24 protein-coding genes and 1 other annotated feature are annotated in these 18,598 nt (G+C 49.3%); of the genes, 23 read left to right on the plus strand and 1 reads right to left on the minus strand.

The annotated features are described in order from the left end of the window. The first annotated feature begins 248 nt into the window (after nt 1-248). The 6 genes from rpmG to ACKTSF_RS06380 are packed head-to-tail and all read left to right on the plus strand — an operon-like array spanning nt 249 to nt 3,400. Nucleotides 249-398 carry a 50S ribosomal protein L33 gene (gene rpmG / locus ACKTSF_RS06355; protein WP_011667723.1) on the plus strand — a complete coding sequence of 50 codons (150 nt, stop codon included), beginning with the start codon at nt 249-251 and terminating at the stop codon, nt 396-398. A 59-nt stretch (nt 399-457) separates the two neighbouring features. Next, nucleotides 458-1,009, plus strand: coding sequence for a 5-formyltetrahydrofolate cyclo-ligase (locus ACKTSF_RS06360; RefSeq protein WP_407887684.1), 552 nt, complete (start codon nt 458-460; stop codon nt 1,007-1,009). A gap of 24 nt (nt 1,010-1,033) precedes the next feature. Continuing rightward, a complete protein-coding gene (locus ACKTSF_RS06365) occupies nt 1,034-1,705 on the plus strand; it encodes a rhomboid family intramembrane serine protease (RefSeq protein ID WP_407887834.1) in 672 nt (223 codons plus the stop codon). 42 nt (nt 1,706-1,747) lie between these two features. After that, nucleotides 1,748-1,978: a YqgQ family protein gene (locus tag ACKTSF_RS06370; protein ID WP_020090035.1), complete on the plus strand. Its 231-nt coding sequence runs from the start codon at nt 1,748-1,750 to the stop codon at nt 1,976-1,978. Between the two features lie 3 nt (nt 1,979-1,981). Then, on the plus strand, nt 1,982-2,953 hold the full coding sequence (locus ACKTSF_RS06375; protein WP_407887687.1) for an ROK family glucokinase: 972 nt from the start codon (nt 1,982-1,984) through the stop codon (nt 2,951-2,953). Between the two features lie 33 nt (nt 2,954-2,986). Continuing rightward, complete coding sequence (locus tag ACKTSF_RS06380; protein WP_407887689.1) at nt 2,987-3,400, plus strand: rhodanese-like domain-containing protein; 414 nt, start codon at nt 2,987-2,989, stop codon at nt 3,398-3,400. Between the two features lie 134 nt (nt 3,401-3,534). Here the strand turns inward: ACKTSF_RS06380 and ACKTSF_RS06385 are convergent, their stop codons facing one another. Then, nucleotides 3,535-3,711, minus strand: coding sequence for a DUF3042 family protein (locus tag ACKTSF_RS06385; protein ID WP_125688505.1), 177 nt, complete (start codon nt 3,709-3,711; stop codon nt 3,535-3,537). A gap of 156 nt (nt 3,712-3,867) precedes the next feature. Between ACKTSF_RS06385 and ACKTSF_RS06390 the strand changes: the two genes are divergently transcribed. From ACKTSF_RS06390 to xseA, 17 genes are all read left to right on the plus strand, one after another. Beyond that, nucleotides 3,868-4,635, plus strand: coding sequence for a glycerophosphodiester phosphodiesterase (locus tag ACKTSF_RS06390; RefSeq protein WP_407887690.1), 768 nt, complete (start codon nt 3,868-3,870; stop codon nt 4,633-4,635). Then, nucleotides 4,620-5,537 (plus strand): tRNA (adenosine(37)-N6)-dimethylallyltransferase MiaA, encoded by a 918-nt coding sequence (miaA, locus tag ACKTSF_RS06395; RefSeq protein WP_407887692.1) that lies wholly within the window; start codon nt 4,620-4,622, stop codon nt 5,535-5,537. The genes ACKTSF_RS06390 and miaA overlap by 16 nt, the downstream gene beginning before the upstream one ends. 125 nt (nt 5,538-5,662) lie before the next feature. After that, complete coding sequence (locus tag ACKTSF_RS06400) at nt 5,663-6,046, plus strand: MerR family transcriptional regulator (protein WP_020090028.1); 384 nt, start codon at nt 5,663-5,665, stop codon at nt 6,044-6,046. 44 nt (nt 6,047-6,090) lie between these two features. Continuing rightward, the gene (gene glnA / locus ACKTSF_RS06405; protein ID WP_407887695.1) at nt 6,091-7,431 is read left to right on the plus strand and encodes a type I glutamate--ammonia ligase; all 1,341 of its coding nucleotides are present in this window, start codon (nt 6,091-6,093) and stop codon (nt 7,429-7,431) included. A 1,124-nt stretch (nt 7,432-8,555) separates the two neighbouring features. Then, nucleotides 8,556-9,434 (plus strand): exonuclease SbcC, encoded by an 879-nt coding sequence (locus ACKTSF_RS06410; protein ID WP_407887697.1) that lies wholly within the window; start codon nt 8,556-8,558, stop codon nt 9,432-9,434. Then, on the plus strand, nt 9,427-10,368 hold the full coding sequence (locus ACKTSF_RS06415) for a hypothetical protein (RefSeq protein WP_407887699.1): 942 nt from the start codon (nt 9,427-9,429) through the stop codon (nt 10,366-10,368). Before ACKTSF_RS06410 ends, ACKTSF_RS06415 begins: the two co-directional genes overlap by 8 nt. 12 nt (nt 10,369-10,380) lie before the next feature. Beyond that, nucleotides 10,381-10,923, plus strand: coding sequence for a dUTP diphosphatase (locus ACKTSF_RS06420; RefSeq protein ID WP_407887701.1), 543 nt, complete (start codon nt 10,381-10,383; stop codon nt 10,921-10,923). A 472-nt stretch (nt 10,924-11,395) separates the two neighbouring features. After that, nucleotides 11,396-11,929, plus strand: a complete 534-nt coding sequence (locus tag ACKTSF_RS06425; protein WP_407887703.1) for a TetR/AcrR family transcriptional regulator — start codon at nt 11,396-11,398, stop codon at nt 11,927-11,929. 131 nt (nt 11,930-12,060) lie between these two features. Next, nucleotides 12,061-12,140 (plus strand) — a sequence feature (ribosomal protein L21 leader region). 20 nt (nt 12,141-12,160) lie between these two features. After that, entirely contained in the window at nt 12,161-12,469 is a 309-nt protein-coding gene (gene rplU, locus ACKTSF_RS06430; RefSeq protein WP_125701677.1) for a 50S ribosomal protein L21, read from the plus strand. A gap of 26 nt (nt 12,470-12,495) precedes the next feature. Beyond that, nucleotides 12,496-12,834 carry a ribosomal-processing cysteine protease Prp gene (locus ACKTSF_RS06435; RefSeq protein ID WP_407887705.1) on the plus strand — a complete coding sequence of 113 codons (339 nt, stop codon included), beginning with the start codon at nt 12,496-12,498 and terminating at the stop codon, nt 12,832-12,834. Between the two features lie 24 nt (nt 12,835-12,858). Next, nucleotides 12,859-13,152 carry a 50S ribosomal protein L27 gene (rpmA, locus tag ACKTSF_RS06440; protein ID WP_027825933.1) on the plus strand — a complete coding sequence of 98 codons (294 nt, stop codon included), beginning with the start codon at nt 12,859-12,861 and terminating at the stop codon, nt 13,150-13,152. A gap of 413 nt (nt 13,153-13,565) precedes the next feature. Further along, nucleotides 13,566-14,630 (plus strand): M24 family metallopeptidase, encoded by a 1,065-nt coding sequence (locus ACKTSF_RS06445; RefSeq protein ID WP_407887707.1) that lies wholly within the window; start codon nt 13,566-13,568, stop codon nt 14,628-14,630. Nucleotides 14,631-14,707: 77 nt separating this feature from the next. After that, complete coding sequence (gene efp, locus ACKTSF_RS06450) at nt 14,708-15,268, plus strand: elongation factor P (protein ID WP_407887709.1); 561 nt, start codon at nt 14,708-14,710, stop codon at nt 15,266-15,268. 37 nt (nt 15,269-15,305) lie between these two features. Continuing rightward, nucleotides 15,306-15,746, plus strand: a complete 441-nt coding sequence (locus ACKTSF_RS06455) for an Asp23/Gls24 family envelope stress response protein (protein ID WP_020089019.1) — start codon at nt 15,306-15,308, stop codon at nt 15,744-15,746. Next, nucleotides 15,746-16,177, plus strand: a complete 432-nt coding sequence (nusB, locus tag ACKTSF_RS06460; protein WP_407887712.1) for a transcription antitermination factor NusB — start codon at nt 15,746-15,748, stop codon at nt 16,175-16,177. The genes ACKTSF_RS06455 and nusB overlap by 1 nt, the downstream gene beginning before the upstream one ends. Before the next feature lie 223 nt (nt 16,178-16,400). After that, nucleotides 16,401-17,267 carry a bifunctional 5,10-methylenetetrahydrofolate dehydrogenase/5,10-methenyltetrahydrofolate cyclohydrolase gene (locus ACKTSF_RS06465; RefSeq protein WP_407887714.1) on the plus strand — a complete coding sequence of 289 codons (867 nt, stop codon included), beginning with the start codon at nt 16,401-16,403 and terminating at the stop codon, nt 17,265-17,267. Next, nucleotides 17,254-18,597: an exodeoxyribonuclease VII large subunit gene (gene xseA / locus ACKTSF_RS06470; RefSeq protein ID WP_407887716.1), complete on the plus strand. Its 1,344-nt coding sequence runs from the start codon at nt 17,254-17,256 to the stop codon at nt 18,595-18,597. The genes ACKTSF_RS06465 and xseA overlap by 14 nt, the downstream gene beginning before the upstream one ends. The last annotated feature ends 1 nt before the right edge of the window (nt 18,598 follow it).

The raw sequence follows: 18,598 nt of genomic DNA on the forward strand, positions 1-18,598 counted from the left end.
ATCTGCGACTGCCAGAGATTCCGGCTGCTGTGGGGACCGCCTGCGGCCTGAGAGACTGCTTTACCAGTTCGTCACGGTGGGGCAAGCATTGGTCATCGAATCGGTTGCAACGCTAGGCAATTTAGCTGTTAAGTATTTTTCCTTAACATATTTGGAATTATGGCTGGTAATTGTCCCGAAATAATGGTAATATATTACGAGTTAAGGCTCATGCCTGTAATTATGAACAAGTTGGGAGGTTACCCATAATGCGTGTACACATCACTTTAGAATGTACTGAATGCCACGAACGCAACTACTTATCTAGCAAGAACCGGCGTAATAACCCGGATCGTGTTGAATTTAAGAAGTACTGCCCACGTGACCGGAAAGTAACTTTGCATCGCGAAACTAAGTAAGGGTACGGGCGAGAGTCCGACCCTTTTTTTATACATCAAATGAATCAAGGGGGTAAATGATGCCAAGTAAAGCAGAGATTCGGCAACAAACGATTAAGGCCCTGTCCGCGATGGCAGTTATTGACCGTCGACGGGCGTCTGATGACCTCTATCGGCAGCTGTGGGCGTTGCCAGCCTATCAGCAGGCTCAGACGATTGCCACGACTATCAGTGGGGGCTTTGAGCTCGCCACGCGACCAATTATCGAACGGGCTCAGACCGATGGTAAGACGGTGGCAGTGCCACAGATCTTACCCGAACGTCAGATGGCCTTTCACGTGATGGATGAAACCACCACGCTTGCTCGGACGAAATTTGGTCTGATGGAGCCGCAAGATAACCGTGTGATTGATCCGGCCGACTTTGACCTGATCATCGTTCCCGGCTTGGTCTTTGCAGCCACTGGTGAGCGTGTCGGTTTCGGTGGGGGCTACTATGACCGTTACCTGTCCAAGACGACTGGCACCAAGGTTGCCTTGGCCTTGCCTGCGCAACAGATTGCTGCACCAACTTGGTCCGTTGATTCCTTTGACATATTATTGGACGCGGTACTAGCCGCTAATTTAGAATAGAGAGGAAGCGGCATCGTGGCGCAAATGAAGTATCGGCTTAATCGGCTCAATCAATACCCGTTCATGACGGTCGGCCTCATCGTCATCATGGTTCTGGTTTACGGCGCTATGACGTTAGATGGCGGGAGTACCAACGTCAACGTTCTGATTACCTTTGGGGCAAAGCTGAACGCACTGATTCAACAGGGCGAATGGTGGCGACTTTTTACGCCAATGTTCCTGCATATCGGATTTACCCATATTCTGATGAACATGATTACCCTGTACTTTGTCGGAATTCAGATTGAGGCAGCGTTTGGTCACACCCGTTTTTTGGTCCTATTCTTGGTGTCTGGAGTCGGCGGTAACGTCGCCAGCTTCTGTTTCTCGAATAGTTTATCAGCTGGGGCCAGTACGGCCATCTTCGGCCTGTTTGGGGCCTTCATGATGCTCGGAGAATCCTTCTGGCAGAATCCGGTAATTCGACAGCTTACCCAGACCTTCTTGGCCTTCGTGGTGATGAACATTATTTTTGATTTATTCGCGCCAGGGATTGATTTAGCGGGGCATATTGGTGGACTAGCTGCCGGCTTTTTGGTAGCGTATTCATTGGGAGTTCCTAGAATTGGTAAGGTTAATGTAGTTAAACGCGTTGTAGCAACTATCGTCTTAATTGGTGGATTGGTCTGGCTGTATATGCACGGCATGGCGCAGTAGAAGCGAAAATGTCCCGTGCAATTTCACGGAGGTTGTGGCACAATGAAAACGTTATATGATGTTCAGCAGCTACTTAAAAAATTTGGTATTTATGTCTACGTGGGCAAGCGTCTTTGGGACATCGAAGTCATGGCATTGGAATTGGATCACCTCCGTAAAGCACGGGTGGTCGACGATAAGACCTTTGTGGCGGCTAAGGTGGTTCTCACACATGAACACCGCATTGAAGTACAACATGCAAGAGATCAGCACCAATCCATTGGAGGGATTTAGAGTATGGCACGGAATTTAATTGGAATCGATTTAGGCGGGACTACGACAAAGATGGCATTCCTCTCCACCGCTGGAGAAATTCTGGCAAAGTGGAGCATTCCCACGGATATCTCAGACGAAGGTAGCCACATCGTCCCCAATATTATCGATTCGATCAATCAACATATTATCAACTCAGTATTTAGCAAAAATGACTTTATCGGTATCGGGATGGGGACACCCGGTTCAGTCGACATTGAAAACGGCACGGTTATTGGTGCCTTCAACTTAAACTGGAAGAAGCGTCAACAGGTTCGCGACCAGATTCAGGCCGGAATTGGCCTGCAATTCATCCTAGACAATGATGCCAATGTGGCTTCACTGGGTGAATACTGGAAGGGTGCTGGTGAAAAAGACGCAGATGTTGTCTTCGTCACGTTGGGAACTGGTGTCGGCGGTGGGGTCATCGCTGGTGGTCACTTGTTACACGGAATTAATGGCGGGGCCGGAGAACTTGGTCACGTTACGGTTCAACCCAATGGTTATCTGTGTACTTGTGGTAAGCGTGGCTGCTTGGAACAATACGCTTCAGCAACCGGAGTCGTTCACGTGGCTTCTGACATGGCCAAGGACTTTATGGGCACGTCACGTTTGAAGGAAATGGAAGACAATCAGGAAAGTGTCACGTCTAAGATGATCTTCTATTTGGCAGACAACGGGGACATCCTAGCCAACCAAGTCGTTGACCGGGTGACGTTCTACTTAGGTTTAGCCTTGGCGAACGTTGCCAACATCTTGAACCCAGCCAACATTATCATCGGCGGTGGGGTCTCCAACGCCGGCAACACCCTGTTACAACCGACCACGCGATATTTCCAAGAAAATGCCTTTCCGGCAGTTCGGGATTCAACCAAGCTACGGTTAGCACAACTCGGAAATGACGCCGGGGTCATCGGGGCCGCTTCATTGGCATTACGGTTCCAAAAGACAAACTAAAAGATTTAGAGGATTAGGAAGGAAGATTTCGTTTTGGTTATTGGTGCAATCTCAGGATGGACAATTTACATGATTGTCCTCATCATTCTTATTGCCGTGTGGGGCGGCTGGCAGTTGACAACAATCATCCGGCGTAACCGGGTCGCAAAGTTGATCGACGCCGAAAAATTTGAAGCTGGTATTCGGACGGCTCAAGTCGTTGACTTACGCGAAAAAAAGGACTTTGACGCGGGACACATTTTGGGAGCGCGCAATTTCCCTTACTCAACGTTCAAGGCTTATCATAGCCAACTCCGCAAGGATCTCCCGGTCTACTTATATGACCAAGGGAAGACCATTAGCACGCGGGCAGCAATCATGTTAGGTAAAGACGGTTTCGACCAGATCTTTATCCTGAAGAATGGTTACGTGCGTTGGGAAGGTAAGACAAAGAAGACGAAGTATTAAACAAATGAGGACCCACGGCATTTCGCCGTGGGTCCTCATTTGTTATCAGATTGATGCTTGTCATGTGTGCCGGTCAATTCGCTTTGAACGGTCTAAAAAAGGAACCCGGACAAATCGTCGAGGTTCCTTATCAACTAGCCATTGTGAGCAGAATGGCTCTTACGGTTGGCTCGTTTGCGGTTTTCTTCAAACCGCGATTCTTGATCTTCAATTGGTTGAACGACCTTTTTTCTGAAAGAGAAGACAGCGCCGGCAACGGCACTGGCCGTAGCAACTACGCCAAAGAGAAAGCCCTTAGTGAAATGCTTCATAGTATCGACCCCTATCATTTTTAATAAATCAGTTATCCGCTTCCATTATGCTGGTTTTACCCTGAAATAGCCAGCAATTAGCTGAATCCAGTCGAAAAAGGCAGGGGTTTTGTGATACGCTAACCTTTAGGAAAAACGATGAAGGGAGTGACAGCGATGTTTAAACGACAAGGAACCCAAATCTTGGCTCATCGGGGAAGTAAAGGGACACGACCGGAGAACACCTTGATTTCGTTTCAGGCCGCATTGGACGCGGGTGCTGATGGCATTGAGACTGACGTCCAACTATCCAAGGATGGCCAGCTGGTAATCATGCACGACGAACAGGTCGATCGCACGACTGATGGTACAGGGAACATCCGAGACTTGACCCTGAAACAGCTCAAACAGTTGGACGCCGGAAGTCATTTCGCCGCTGATTATGCTGGTACTCGGGTGCCAACACTGGACGAGGTGATTCAACTGCTCGATCAAAATCATTTTACCGGGATCTTTAATTTGGAGTTGAAGACCAATAAGTTTCCATATCCCGGGATTGAACAGCAATTGGCGGCATATTTTAAGCAGCGTGATGTGTCATTTCGTTTGGTCTTCTCGAGCTTCCGTGCGCAGTCACTACTGACGCTTAAGACCCTGTACCCGCAGGCCGAATATGCCAAACTCTTTCAGACGGCTGGTCGTCAGGCCAAACAAATGCAGCGACGTCATCAGGTGGCGGACCTCCATCCAGATATCCGCTGGGTCAAAGCGCATCGCTTCTGGCTGCCGCACATGCAGTTACGACCGTGGACGGTCAACTCTTCGGCTGACATGACTTACTGCTTCAAGCATCACTTTGCGGGTATTATTACCGACTACCCGGCACAGGCCGTTCGCTTGCGCCGACAAATACAAGGAGAATTCGAGACATGGAAAAAGTCTTAGCGATTGTGGGACCGACCGCCGTGGGGAAAACCGCGTTGGCCATTGATCTCGCACAGAAATTTAACGGAGAGATCATCTCCGGGGATTCTATGCAAGTCTACCGGCATCTCGACATTGGGACTGCTAAGGCGACGCCAGCAGAGCAAGCGCAAGCGATTCACCACCTGATCGATGTCAGAGACGTTGACCAGCAATTTACGGTGGCACAGTTCGTGGCGACTGCCCAGAAGTTGATTCCAGCCATCACGGCTCGGGGCCATTTGCCAATTATTGCGGGCGGAACCGGATTCTATCTGCAAGCCCTATTTGATGGGCTGAAGCTCGGGGCCGAGGCACCGGGCGACCCGGCCGTGCGCGACCACTTTCGAGAAATTGCCAAAGAAAAGGGTGCCGCGTACTTGTGGCAACAGTTGGCCGCCCAGGATCCGCAAGCCGCGGCAAAGATTCCGGTGAATAATAGTCGTCGGACAGTGCGGGCATTAGAGGTCATTACAGTGACGGGACAACTCTTCTCCCATCAAGCTAATGGCGGTCCACAATACGATGAGCTTTACCTGGCATTGAATACGGATCGTGACCTGCTGTACGATCGCATCAATCGGCGGGTCGACCTGATGGCCCAGAATGGTCTCGTGGATGAGGTGCGGTGGTTGGCAAGTCAGGGGGGGAGCGATCTTCCAGCGGCTACCGGTATTGGCTACCGGGAAATACTGCCGGTGCTTGACCAGCCAAAGCGACTTCCAGCGGCTGTCGCACAGGTTAAGCAAGACTCACGGCACTACGCCAAGCGTCAATTGACCTGGTTCCGTAACCAAACGACGGCAACTTGGTATGATTTGGTCCAGCACCCCGAGCAGCAAGCAACCATTGAAGCACGGGTCACGGATTGGTTGAAGGCTTAATTTGGTCTAGAAATTAACTAAGAAATTTTAAAAAATTGGCTTTCATGTCACAAAACATAACATAAGCTCTTGACTCCCCGTCACAGGGTGGTATGATAGCCTCATAGTTAAAGGGGGCCAATCGCATGAAGGAGAAAGAGTTACGACGGTCAATGGCCGTGTTGCCAATGGGAACTGTGATGAAGCTGACGAGCTTAACGGCTCGGCAGATTCGCTATTATGAGTCTCAGGGGCTGATTTCTCCCGAACGGAGTGACGGTAATCGACGATTGTATTCGTTAAATGATATTGACCGTTTGCTCGAGATTCGCGATTACCTCGCGGATGGCGTAAACGTGGCGGGTATCAAAGCCATTTACGACCAGCAGCAGGCAGCAGCTCAGGCCAAGCGGGATGCCCAACAGCAACCGTTGACCGATGAGGATGTGCGTCGCATCTTGCAGGATGAATTCATTCGGCAGGGTGGTCTGGGCCATCCAGAACCAGGGCTGCAACAGCGGCCTCTTTAACCAAGACATTTTGGAGAAACAAAAATTGACAGGGAGCGATTTTAATGGCAAAACGGGACTATTCCAAAGATGATATTCGCCAGATGGCAAAGGACGAAAACGTTAAATTCTTACGGTTAATGTTTACCGACTTATTCGGGACGATCAAAAACGTTGAGGTGCCCATTAGTCAATTAGGCAAGTTGCTCGACAACAAGCTGATGTTTGATGGGTCATCGATCGATGGCTTTGTGCGGATCGAAGAAAGTGATATGTACCTATACCCTGACCTTTCAACTTGGATGATCTTCCCTTGGAGCACGGAACGTGGCAAGATTGCGCGGGTCATCTGTGAAGTCTACACCACGGATGGTAAGCCGTTTGAAGGCGATCCACGGAATAATTTGATCCGGGTCTTAAACGACATGCGCAAGGCTGGTTTCACCGACTTTAACATCGGACCAGAACCTGAATTCTTTCTGTTCAAGATGGATGAAAACGGCAAACCCACGACGGAACTCAACGACAAGGGGAGTTACTTCGATATGGCCCCAATGGATTTGGGCGAAAATTGCCGGCGTGAAATCGTCTTGACCTTGGAAGATATGGGCTTCGATGTTGAAGCGGCCCATCATGAAGTCGCTCCCGGTCAACATGAAATTGACTTCAAGTATGCCGACGCTCTGACCGCAGCTGACAATATTCAAACGTTCAAGCTGGTCGTGAAGACCATTGCCCGGAAGTATGGCTTGTATGCCACGTTTATGCCAAAGCCGTTAGCTGGTATCAACGGTTCCGGGATGCATTTGAATATGTCGCTCTTCCACGACAAGGGCAACGCCTTCTTCGATGAAAAGGGCAACATGCAACTGTCAGAGGATGCCTTCCACTTCTTAGGTGGCTTGTTGAAGCATGCACGAAGCTTCACCGCCATCTGTAACCCAATCGTCAACAGCTATAAGCGGTTGGTTCCAGGTTACGAGGCGCCTGTCTATGTTGCTTGGTCCGGTTCTAACCGGTCGCCACTGATTCGAGTACCAAACTCACGTGGCTTGTCCACTCGTTTGGAACTGCGGAGTGTGGACCCAGCCGCTAACCCATACCTGGCAATTGCCGCTGTACTGGAAGCAGGTCTGGATGGGTTACGGAACCAATTGGCACCACGGGAAGCCATCGACCGGAACATTTACCGGATGGATGCCGAAGAACGTCAAGAAAACCACATCACTAACTTGCCAGATACGTTGCACAATGCCTTAAAGGATTTGGCAGCTGATGACGTGATGCGTAACGCCATGGGCCATCACTTGTTCCAAAGCTTCATGGAAGCCAAGAACTTGGAATACAATTCTTACCGGACGCAAGTTTCTCAGTGGGAACGCGATCAGTACCTAGAACTGTACTAAACAGATCTTAATCAATGAAAATTAATCGACTTTAAATGGTTTGATGAAGCTGTTGCACCGGACATCCGTCTGGGGCAACGGCTTTTTTGAGCCATGAGTTTCCGCACCAAAGATTAGCCCGCTAGTTTGAACAAGTTGCGTTATTGGTTTACCATTCAACCAATTCGTAAGTAATTGAACATGCCAGTTAGTTGTCAGTGCTTTAAACTAAAGGTTGAAAGCCAAAATACTCGCCTTACTCTTGCAACTGTAGGAATTATCACCGCTAAATTAATGACAATGGTCGCACTCCGGTGGCCAGGGATTCCGCTGGCTGTGGGGAACGCCTTCAGCCAAAGGACGGGCTGGGAGCTCGCCTGAAAGCCGCCAGGTCCAGGCGTCTCCCAGGTCGTCCCACGATGTAAGGCCGGGAAAAGACGCCCGGTCTAACATCGTCGACACGGCTAGCTCCATCCCTGGCCGCCTCCGGCTCAGATTGTACAGATTCATTAACCACTGAATTCCAGGTGGTTGTTAGGGTTTAAGCATAAACCTGTAACGTTTCTATAGGCATAATCCACGTTGCCTCAGATCAACCACATAAGCCGAGAGGTCGGCAGATATGGGCTCAGGCGCGTCGTTCTACTTAGCTAGTGGGGGTTTTCCCGCTGGCTTAGTAGAAAACCAAGCTTGGAGACTCGGTCCTTTCGAGGCTTCAAGTTGTGTTCGCACCGATCCAGCCCATATCTGCCGGCCGGTAAGGCGATGGTTGGCCAACGTTGCCTAATTTTAGGCTCCATATCGTTGTGGTACCAGTCATCATGAGTGTTTTGGAACTTTCAACCTTCAGCTTTAAACTAAAACCAGTTGTAAATAGGATGGCATGACGCGAGAGACGATTCGTTTTAATTTTTGGGTGCAGTGTGAAGCCAAGGGTTGCACCATGTGGAATTACAGCCAGAGGCAGTCAGTGCCCGTAATCTTGTCAGCAATATGACTCATCGATGTCGAAAATTTTAAAAATTTCATTGTTTTCCAGCGAAATTGGTCGAAACTGCTTTATTCTGCGGCGTTTTTTGGTAACATGAACGTATAACCAAATGTTTTCAGCACAGGCTGGGGAACATGAGAATGAGGGATAATCCATGGAAAATCAAGAACAGCAAGCCAATGCAGCCGATGCCCTGACGCAGGTAATTGCAGGAAAACTCGATTACTTAAGTACGATGCAGGCAGCGGTTCAGCATGGCGATGACCGAAAAATCTACGAACTTCTTGACCAAGTTCGCTACTACCAAGAAGTAAAGAAGACCCGCGCTAACCGGTCCGTTGACCACCTAGCCGAATTGGTCGACAACATTCATCCCCAAATTAGCCATTATTTGAGTGACAATTTAATCGATTATTTAGGCCACATCTACCCGTTCTTCTACTACGAAGAATTTACGACGGGAATGTTCCATATCTACTTTGGTAACTGGTGGGATCGGCGCTTATTTGGTGACTTAGACGTTATCAATGTGCGGTTTGAATTCGACAAGACTGAATACCAGAAGCTTCGAGATTCCTTCGGGTTGGAGGGCCAAGGTCAGCGTTTGAACACGTCAAAGATCGAAGCGGTTTCTGCCGAAAGCGAAAAGCTCCAGAAATTGGTCGATGCCCAGACATCGCGGGACAACGAGAAAACGACTCTGCGTGATCAGTTGAAGGAAAATAGCGGTAAAAGCAGCATGCCATGGGAATCAGGCAAAGTTAAGGGTGAACGTCAAGACATTATCGATCAGCTGACCAAGCTGGCTGACGAGGATGAAAAGGCTTTGAACGCGCACAAACTGATCAAGGAAAATGACGATAAGATTCTGGTCTTGTCCAAGGAAGACACGATTCTTAATTATGAAAAACAAGGTATTCGTGATGCCTTCGATGATTTTGAACACTTTGAAGCACACAATGCCAGCTTATATGCCGATTACTTGAACAGCCTATTGGGTAAGAGCGAGGGTGAGGTGACAGTCGATGATTAACGAAAATGATCCGTCCACGTTAACCACGAGCGGCCGCCTGCTGAACTATAACGAAGCCATTAAGGATGGCCTGCAAACGGGGTTAACCTTTACGAAACTCATGGATCAATTGATCCGGACGACCGACGCCGATGAACTGGTCAATGCGGCGACACAGCTTGCTGACTTTCAGCTGGATTCTGACTATGTCACGTTCCCACATCAGTATAGCAACGCTGATTACTACCTGTTGTTTATGTCTCGGATGCTGGAACTACACGATCAGGGAAGCCAAGTCATCTTACAGTCACGTGATCACCACGAGGAGTTGACCCAACAGTTGACCACGCTAGGTGATCGGGGATCCTTTAACTTTCGGGTGGAAACCTCCGAAAACGGCGGGGTCTTCTATCGCGAACGTGCAACGGGGCAATCTCTGTTCTACCTGAATTTGGAACGCAAGATGTTCCGCTTTAATAGCCATGCGTTGACGCAGCTCTTTATTATTGACCTCCATGACACAGTGCCAGCCGAGACGGTCAAAACGTCCGTTCGGGTGCTATTAGATTTTGCGCGCTATTTGAAGGAACACTACGGTTACTCCGTGGACTTTAACATCTTGGACGCTGCTAACCGGCAGAACTATTCGGTTCGGGCCGAAGATTTGCCTGCAGGTATCGTCGATCGCCTGTTCGTGACAGCCGCTAAGAACGACTACATGTTGACGAACGGTGTGAACGGTAACGGTGCTGAGATCACGTTGGATAACAACGTGGTCGTGGACATCTTCAATAATCAATTGGAAGGTCAGGCCGAATGGGTCTTGACGGTCCACGACGATGATCAGAAGATTTCCTGGTTCGATGTGTTGCTGAAATACCCATTCATGCGCGATTGGTACTTAGAAAACCTGACGGATCTGGAAATTAAGTCGGATCCACTCGTCTTTGAATAGGAGGCTCACAAGGTGTTAGAACTAGCAAAGTTGGTACAACAGTCCATTTCCTTAGATGAACAGATTACCCGGGACAGGGACATCGAACTTCCACGGAAGGTTCAGATTGAAAATGCCTACGTGGCCTTGGATGTTGAATTGGCGGAAACGGCCAACACGTCCGAGTGGTTCAAGGTGTGGAAGACGCACCGTGGTAAGGCTGATGAAGGTAAAACACCACGGCAGACCTTGTTAACGGAATATACCGATGCAATGGACTTCTTCTTCCTGGTTGCGGCCAAGAAGACCTGGACGCACCTGATCATGATCACTGAAGAGGACTTAACAGGGCTCGAGAAGAGTCGGCAGGCTAAGGATCTCGATCAACAATACTTAATTTTAAAACGCATGTTATTTAATAGTCACTTCGACCATCGACAAGAAGATTTCCGCCACGCCTGGCGGCTCTTCTTGAAGTGGGGATTCGTCGATTTTGGCTTTAGCCAAGATGAGATTCAGGCGGCTTATGAAGAAAAACGCAAAGTTAACCTGGATCGTCAGGCCAATGATTACTAACACAGCAACAATACAAGGGATCGCCCAGTCGCCGATCCTTTTTGCGTCTCTGGAGGGAAGTTAAGACTTTCACAGAGTCGTTGATGGTGTCCTGTGGTGGTCACGGCTGGGATGGGCGACGTCGTGGGAGCCGCGTACCCAATATGGTAACAGTCGCGATAATTAGGAGAAGACTGCTGGCATTTTTTGGTGGGGACTGTTAAAATGCAAGAGCTATGTGTTAAGAACTATTAGTTAATATCATTATTAACTAATAGTTCTATATGTAATCGTAACTGTCTTAAACCGTTTAAGCTATTTAAGACTGACAGCTACGGCTGAATATTTCATAAAATTCATGAATCGGGTTTCATGAACCAAAAGGGAGGGGACTCTTATCAGTCACGTCGATCCACGGGTCATTCGGACCAATGAACGGCTACGTCAAGCCCTAAGTGTTTTACTTAAAGATCACCAATTAAAGGAAGTCTCCGTGCAGACACTGACGAAGACCGCCCAAATTACCCGGGGAACCTTTTATCTCCACTACAAAGACAAGGCCGACTTTCTCTTGCAAACGGAGCGACAGGTTGTGGACGAGTGGTTCTTTCACGCTGAGACAATCACAGCAATTACCGATACAAATACAGCTGCGGGGGTCTTACAGGCGACTGGCTTTGATCTGAACGCAGCACTAGAGTATGCAGATAAGCACCATCAGATATTAGCCACACTGTTTGACACGCAATTTCCACGCTTTCGGGAATACTTACTGGCTACGCTGATTCAGAAATTGTATCAGTTTGGCTTAAACTTCGAAGGAAATAAGCAGAACTTTCACATGACGGAAAATGAAATTCCAGCGAGCTACTTGGCCTCCGCCTTCATGGGGATGGTCATGCAATGGTTGGCCGATGACCGTCGTTTTAGTTATAACCACTTGGGCCGTAGTTTTGCGGCACTGTTGCCAAGCACTGAGGCGACCCGGCTACGGGAGTGGTTTATCACGTGTAACTTAGAAAAATAAGGTTGTTCTTGAATCGTTGCTTGTGATAGGATCAGACGCCGAATCAAGTGATCATTTCTGCTCGGAATGAAAATAAAGCTTGACGTGAGAAATCCTATCAAGTATAATTTTCATGTTGTATTTGTGGACTTCCACAGCTGCAACCGCTCGGGACGAGTCATTAAGTTTTCCGCTTGCGGAGCACTTGTTTTCGGCGAGTCTAAGTCTAATATTATAAGGAGGTGCACACACATGTACGCAATTATCGTAACTGGCGGCAAGCAGTACAAGGTCGAAGCAGGCCAAGCTGTTTACGTCGAAAAGTTGAACGTTGAAGCTGGTGAAAAGGTTACTTTTGACCAAGTTGTCTTTGTCGGTGGCGAAACGCCTAAGATCGGGACGCCAACTGTTGCAGGTGCAACTGTTACTGGAACTGTTGAAAAGCAGGGTCTGGAAAAGAAAGTTGTTACTTACAAGTATAAGGCCAAGAAGGGTACTCATACGAAGAAGGGTCACCGTCAACCATATACCAAGGTTGTCGTTGATGCTATCAACGCTTAAGCCTAAAGATTAGAGAGGCGATCTCGATGATTCACGCGACGTTCCATCACGGAGCTAACCGAATCGATTCATTCCAAATCACTGGCCATGCTGACTCAGGTGAGTATGGTCAAGACATTGTTTGTGCTGCAGTATCGGTGCTTGCGATCACGACTGTCAATGCCCTGCAACGAATCGCTAAGATTCCAGTGCAGGTCGACAACCGTGATCAGGAAGGTGGTTTTCTGGAAGTCCACCTCCCACCAAAGCTGGAAGCAACGGCTGAACTTAAGGGACAAACGCTTCTCCAGAGTTTTGCGGATGGGTTAAAAGATGTCGCCACAAATTACGCGGATTTTGTTAAATTCGCAGAAACCAAAGATTAATTTGCGGAGGTGAAACTTATGCTGATGAACATGAACTTACAATTCTTCTCTCACCATAAAGGTGGTGGGTCTACTGCTAACGGTCGTGACTCTGCTGGTCGTCGTCTTGGGACGAAGGCTGCTGATGGCTCAACTGTTACCGGTGGTTCTATCCTCTACCGTCAACGTGGTACACACATCTACCCAGGTGTGAACGTAGGCCGCGGTGGGGATGATACTTTGTTTGCTAAGGTTGCTGGCGTCGTTAAATTCGAACGTCTTGGCCGTGACAAGCGTCAAGTATCCGTATACCCAGTTACTGAAGAAGTAGCTAAATAACACGAGGTTTTCCTCGTACGACTGAAGAGCTTGAGGCGAGACCAATTCGCTTTAAGCTCTTCTTTCTCTCTCTAAAATGAAAGGTGTTCCATCCAGCTGACTGTCTGTTGGCAATGACGGGGCGTTTCTCGAATCGGCTGTTAGTGGTCGTTAGTCACAACTAGAGAAACTGGCCGTTTTTGGCCAGCTACATATCTTTTCTTAGTTATGACCGAGTACACGAGCCGGTGATTTCTCTAGCTGGGGTTGCCGTTTTTCTATAAAATGGTACGCTTACCAGGGAAGTCGTTAGGCAAGATGACGGCTTTCATCGCTGTTTGTCGTGGCGACGCGTCATGTGTCTTGTGCGACGTCAGCGAAGAAAGTCTTTCCAGAATCAAATTCATCTCTAAAATTGCAAGGGGGTTGGGTTGATGTCGACTAGAATTGAACGGTTACAAGCACAATTTGACCGGCTCAGTATCGACAGTTTCTTGGTGTCTAGTGCAAGCAACCAGCAGTATTTAGCTGGGGCAAGCGTTGAGGGCGGTGATGGGTATCTCCTGGTGACAGCCAAGGATGCTGTGTTCATCACCGATGCACGGTATCTGACGGAATTGAAAGAAACCATTCCAGATATGCCGCTGGCGATCACACGGGACTATTTGCAGGCCGCTAATGACCATTTACAGGCCGTAGGGGCCACCGTACTCGGAATTGAGGATAGTTTATCCTTGAGCGAGTATCAGTGGTTAGACGAGCACCTGTGGACGGACATCGTACCATTAGCTGGGGTTGTGGATAATTTACGGCAGATTAAGGAACCGACTGAGATTGCGGCAATTCGTAAAGCGACTACCTTGACTAGTCAAGGGGTTACGGCGTTGCTCGATCAGCTCCATGTCGGTATGAGTGAACGCCAAGCAGCGCAGTGGTTGGAACACTGGATGGGTGACCATGGATCGACCGGTACAAGCTTCGAGACGATCGTCGCTAGTGGCAAACGGTCGGCCTGGCCACACGGTTCAGCCAGCGACAAGTTATTGGCGGATCATGACATGGTCACGATCGACTGTGGGTTCTACGTGGATGGGTACACTTCTGATGTGACCCGGACCGTGGCGTTGGGTGATCCCGGTGAGCTGCTCAAGTCGGCTTACCAGGCGGTTCAAACGACGCAGGAGAAGATCATGGCAGCTGTTAAACCCGGTGTGACCGGTGGTGAGCTCGATAAAATTGGGCGCGATTACCTGACCACACAGGGTTACGGTGAGGCCTTTATCCATGGAACCGGTCATGGTATTGGCCTAGATATTCATGAAGGGCCGAACATTGGCCGCGGCTGGCCCGACGTGATGGCGGCTAATGAAGTCATCACGGTTGAACCTGGCGTGTACTTTGCGGATCAGGGCGGTCTACGGATCGAAGACGATTTGCTGGTGACGCCAGAGGGCCACGAGACGCTGACGACGGCACCGCGGAATTTAATTATTCTGTAAGTCACACGCTCATCTTGCTTTTTATGGGTAAAAATTGATATTATAAAGAGGACATATTTTAGGAGGCTGACAACATTATGGCAATTTCTACTGCTGATTTTAAAAATGGTTTAACTATCGAAGTCGATCACGCAATCTGGCGGATCGTTGAATTCCAACACGTAAAGCCAGGTAAGGGTGGCGCTTTCGTTCGCTCAAAGCTAAAGAACTTACGGACGGGTGCCGTTCAAGAAAAGACTTTCCGTGCCGGTGCTAAGATGGAACGTGCTGATATCTTGACGCGTTCTATGCAATACCTTTACGAAGACGCTGACAACCGTGTCTTCATGGATACGGATAACTTCGAACAAATCGAAGTTCCTGATGACCAAATCAAGGCACAACTGCCTTACTTGCAAGAAAACATGAATGTTGACTTGGTTCAATTTGGGACCGAAGTTATTGGGATTGAAGTTCCTAATACCGTTGTTTTGGAAGTTACGGCTACTGAACCTGGTATCAAGGGGAACACCGCTTCTGGTGGTTCCAAGCCTGCTACCATGAACACTGGTTTAGTCGTTCAAGTGCCATTCTTCGTTAACGAAGGCGACAAGCTCTCCATCAACACGACTGACGGTACCTACATTTCTCGTGCCTAAGTTTTTATACGTTTAAACAGTAAGGGAGGGTCAACGAATGGCAGAAGATACTAATATCATTTTAGAATCAAAGGAACCCGCACTGGGTAAGATCGAAGTGGCACCACAAGTCCTCGAAATCATCGTCGGCATTGCGGCTAGCCAAACTGAAGGCGTTGCGCGGATGCGTGGTTCACTAGCAAACAGCGTCACGGAGCTTTTGGGTCGCAAAGAACAACACGGTAAGGGCGTGAAGCTCGTGTTTGACGGCGACGAACTAGCAGTTGATGTGTACGTTTACTTGAATTACGGGGTAGCGGTTCCCAAGGTTGCCTTGGCCATTCAAGATAGCGTGAAGCAACAATTGTTGTTCATGACGGACCTCGATTTACGTGAAGTAAACGTTCACGTGGAAGGCGTCATTCCCGAAAAGACGGCGCAACAGGTCGATCCAGATAACCTGTTCAACCAGAGCGATGAAGGAGACAGTGACCAATAGTGACACTTACACGACATCAAATTCGGGAACGCGCATTTCAAATGCTCTTCGCATTGAATGCCAATCCCGAAGCTGATCAAGACGCGTTGTACCAACGTGTCCTGACCGATGACCCGAACCAAACCGTTCCCGTGCCCACCTACCTGACAACGTTAGTGCAAGGCGTTTTGGCGCACCAACCCGAGTTGGATGCCCAGATCGACCAGTACTTGAGTACCGGTTGGCAATTAAAGCGTATCGCAAAGACCGATCTGGTCATTATGCGCATGGCTTTCTTTGAAATCGAGCACGTGGAAGAAGTGCCGAACCGAGTTGCCGTCAACGAAGCCTTGGAATTAGCCAAGAACTTCAGCGATGACCGTTCTCGTCGCTTCATCAACGGGGTACTCGCCCATACTTTGGACGACGATTCCGCTGATTCACAAGCTTAAACTAAGAGACCGACTGCCCTTTTGTGGCGGTCGGTTTTTTGTTTAAATGACTTAAATTTTAGCGCTAAATGAGTGGCACAACAATAGCGGCTGGCAGGGCCAAAATACCCGTACCCCACGCTAAATATATAGATTTTTTTATGGGAACGGATACCACCCCCGTTTTCAGATAAGGTATGCTAAAATGGAAAGTAACTTTGAATTTTAGGGGAGGACAAGTCATATGGCAATCATCATCGACGGGAAACAGATCGCAAGGGATCTCAACGCGCAGACGCAACAGCGCGTTGCCACACTGAAAGAACAGGGGGCCGTTCCTGGTCTCGCCGTCATCATCGTGGGCGATGATCCAGCCAGCACCATTTACGTGCGGAACAAGCACCGTAAGGCCGTTAAATTGGGCATTAAGTCCGTGGTAAGGGAACTTCCCGCAACCATCAGCCAGACTGAGCTCCTCGCTATCGTGAACGATTATAATCATGATGACAGTATTCATGGCATTCTTGTTCAGTCGCCACTCCCCGTGGGTTTGGATGAGCAAGCGGTCGTGGCTGCCATCGATCCTAAGAAGGATGTGGATGGCTTTCACCCGCTGAACGTGGGCCGGCTCTTTGCTAACCTGCCGGGCCGTTATCCGGTCTCGTGTACGCCCCGTGGTATTATGACGATGCTGGACAGCTTAAATGAACACCTCCGTGGGAAACGGGCCGTGGTCGTTGGGCGCAGTATGATTGTCGGTCGGCCTATGGCGGCTATGCTACTGAATGCCGACATGACGGTGACCGTAGCTCACGTACACACAAAACACCTGGAAGAGATCACGCGAACCGCAGATGTTCTCGTCGTGGCGACCGGTGTGGCCCACCTCATTAAGGGTAATGATATTAAGCGCGGAGCCATCGTCATTGATGTAGGAATGGACCGTGATGAAGATGGTAAATTGACCGGTGATGTTGATTTTGACGCGGCTGTGGATCGGGCCGGCGCAATCACGCCGGTGCCAGGTGGCGTGGGGCCGATGACGATTGCCACACTGATGCAGCAGACGGTAGACTTATGTGAGTGGAGTGAGCAACTTGGCAGCAACTGATTACTTAACGGTGACGGCGTTAACCCAGTATTTAAAACGTAAATTTGAGGTGGACCCGTACCTGGGTAAGGTTTACCTGACGGGTGAAATTTCAAACTTTCGCCTGCGGCCACACGCCCACCAGTACTTTAGTCTGAAGGATGACCGCGCTAAGATTAGTGCGATTATGTTTCGCTCGGCGTTTGAAAAGTTAAAGTTTACACCAGAAACGGGTATGAAAGTCCTGGTTACCGGTCGCATCTCCCTATATGAACCGACTGGCCAGTATCAGATCTACGTGGAACGGATGGAGCCAGATGGTGTTGGCCAACTCTATCAGGCTTATGAACAACTAAAGAAAAAATTAGCCGATGAGGGGCTGTTCTCAGCACCTAAGCGGCCACTGCCCCGGTTTCCCAAGCGGATTGCGGTGATCACGAGTCCCAGTGGGGCGGTTATTCGGGATATCATTACGACCACGCGGCGGCGCTATCCGATTGCACAGATTGTCCTGTACCCAGCAGTGGTTCAAGGTGACGGCGCGGCACAGGATCTGGTGAGGCAGCTCGAACGCGTCAATGCAACAGGTACCTATGACACGTTGATTATTGGGCGTGGTGGGGGTTCCATCGAAGATCTCTGGCCATTTAACGAGGAACCGGTGGCCCGGGCCATCGCAGCGAGTCGGATTCCCGTGATCTCATCTGTTGGTCACGAGACGGATACGACAATTGCCGACCTCGTTGCGGATGTGCGTGCAGCAACACCGACTGCGGCGGCTGAATTGGCAGTTCCCGTGTTAACCGATGAGGTGGTCAAGCTGCAGCAACAACGCACACGGCTGTATAACGCGATGACCAATCGGATCAATTTCCAGCAGGAACGCCTCAACAAATTAATGGCTGCCTATGTTTTCCGGCAACCACAGCGACTGTATGAGACCTACGTTCAACGGTTGGACCACGCGCAACAGGGGTTAGCTCGCAATATGCAGACACAACTTCAGCAGACGCAGCAGCGCTACCAGTTGGCGCAACAGAACTTACGAAGTCACAATCCGTTAGCTAGAGTCCAACGCGATCAGACGACGGTGACCCAACTAGCTGAACGACTCAACACCGAGGCCAAGCGTTATTTGGCCGATCGCCAAGAACACGTGGGCAAACTGATCAACGGTCTGGACTATCTGAGCCCACTGAAGATCATGGGCCGAGGCTACAGCTACGTGACACAAGACAAGCATGTGGTACGGCAGACGGCTGACTTGAAGATCGGTTCTGCTACGATTCACTTGAGCGACGGCACCGCAACTGCAAACATTACTGACATTCAATCGACATCGGAGGATTAAC

It is taken from the genome of Levilactobacillus muriae, assembly GCF_045862015.1.
Lineage (GTDB): Bacteria > Bacillota > Bacilli > Lactobacillales > Lactobacillaceae > Levilactobacillus > Levilactobacillus muriae.

Excerpts from the sequence above, each read along its gene's own strand:
- ACKTSF_RS06370 (WP_020090035.1), top strand. The coding sequence starts at position 1,748 with ATGAAAACGTTATATGATGTTCAGCAGCTACTTAAAAAATTTGGTATT.
- miaA (WP_407887692.1), top strand. The coding sequence starts at position 4,620 with ATGGAAAAAGTCTTAGCGATTGTGGGACCGACCGCCGTGGGGAAAACC.
- rpmA (WP_027825933.1), top strand. The coding sequence starts at position 12,859 with ATGAACATGAACTTACAATTCTTCTCTCACCATAAAGGTGGTGGGTCT.
- ACKTSF_RS06360 (WP_407887684.1), top strand. The coding sequence starts at position 458 with ATGCCAAGTAAAGCAGAGATTCGGCAACAAACGATTAAGGCCCTGTCC.
- ACKTSF_RS06390 (WP_407887690.1), top strand. The coding sequence starts at position 3,868 with ATGTTTAAACGACAAGGAACCCAAATCTTGGCTCATCGGGGAAGTAAA.
- ACKTSF_RS06455 (WP_020089019.1), top strand. The coding sequence starts at position 15,306 with ATGGCAGAAGATACTAATATCATTTTAGAATCAAAGGAACCCGCACTG.
- efp (WP_407887709.1), top strand. The coding sequence starts at position 14,708 with ATGGCAATTTCTACTGCTGATTTTAAAAATGGTTTAACTATCGAAGTC.
- ACKTSF_RS06465 (WP_407887714.1), top strand. The coding sequence starts at position 16,401 with ATGGCAATCATCATCGACGGGAAACAGATCGCAAGGGATCTCAACGCG.
- ACKTSF_RS06410 (WP_407887697.1), top strand. The coding sequence starts at position 8,556 with ATGGAAAATCAAGAACAGCAAGCCAATGCAGCCGATGCCCTGACGCAG.
- rplU (WP_125701677.1), top strand. The coding sequence starts at position 12,161 with ATGTACGCAATTATCGTAACTGGCGGCAAGCAGTACAAGGTCGAAGCA.
- ACKTSF_RS06365 (WP_407887834.1), top strand. The coding sequence starts at position 1,034 with ATGAAGTATCGGCTTAATCGGCTCAATCAATACCCGTTCATGACGGTC.
- ACKTSF_RS06415 (WP_407887699.1), top strand. The coding sequence starts at position 9,427 with ATGATTAACGAAAATGATCCGTCCACGTTAACCACGAGCGGCCGCCTG.
- rpmG (WP_011667723.1), top strand. The coding sequence starts at position 249 with ATGCGTGTACACATCACTTTAGAATGTACTGAATGCCACGAACGCAAC.
- ACKTSF_RS06435 (WP_407887705.1), top strand. The coding sequence starts at position 12,496 with ATGATTCACGCGACGTTCCATCACGGAGCTAACCGAATCGATTCATTC.
- glnA (WP_407887695.1), top strand. The coding sequence starts at position 6,091 with ATGGCAAAACGGGACTATTCCAAAGATGATATTCGCCAGATGGCAAAG.
- ACKTSF_RS06385 (WP_125688505.1), bottom strand. The coding sequence starts at position 3,711 with ATGAAGCATTTCACTAAGGGCTTTCTCTTTGGCGTAGTTGCTACGGCC.
- ACKTSF_RS06445 (WP_407887707.1), top strand. The coding sequence starts at position 13,566 with ATGTCGACTAGAATTGAACGGTTACAAGCACAATTTGACCGGCTCAGT.
- ACKTSF_RS06375 (WP_407887687.1), top strand. The coding sequence starts at position 1,982 with ATGGCACGGAATTTAATTGGAATCGATTTAGGCGGGACTACGACAAAG.
- ACKTSF_RS06400 (WP_020090028.1), top strand. The coding sequence starts at position 5,663 with ATGAAGGAGAAAGAGTTACGACGGTCAATGGCCGTGTTGCCAATGGGA.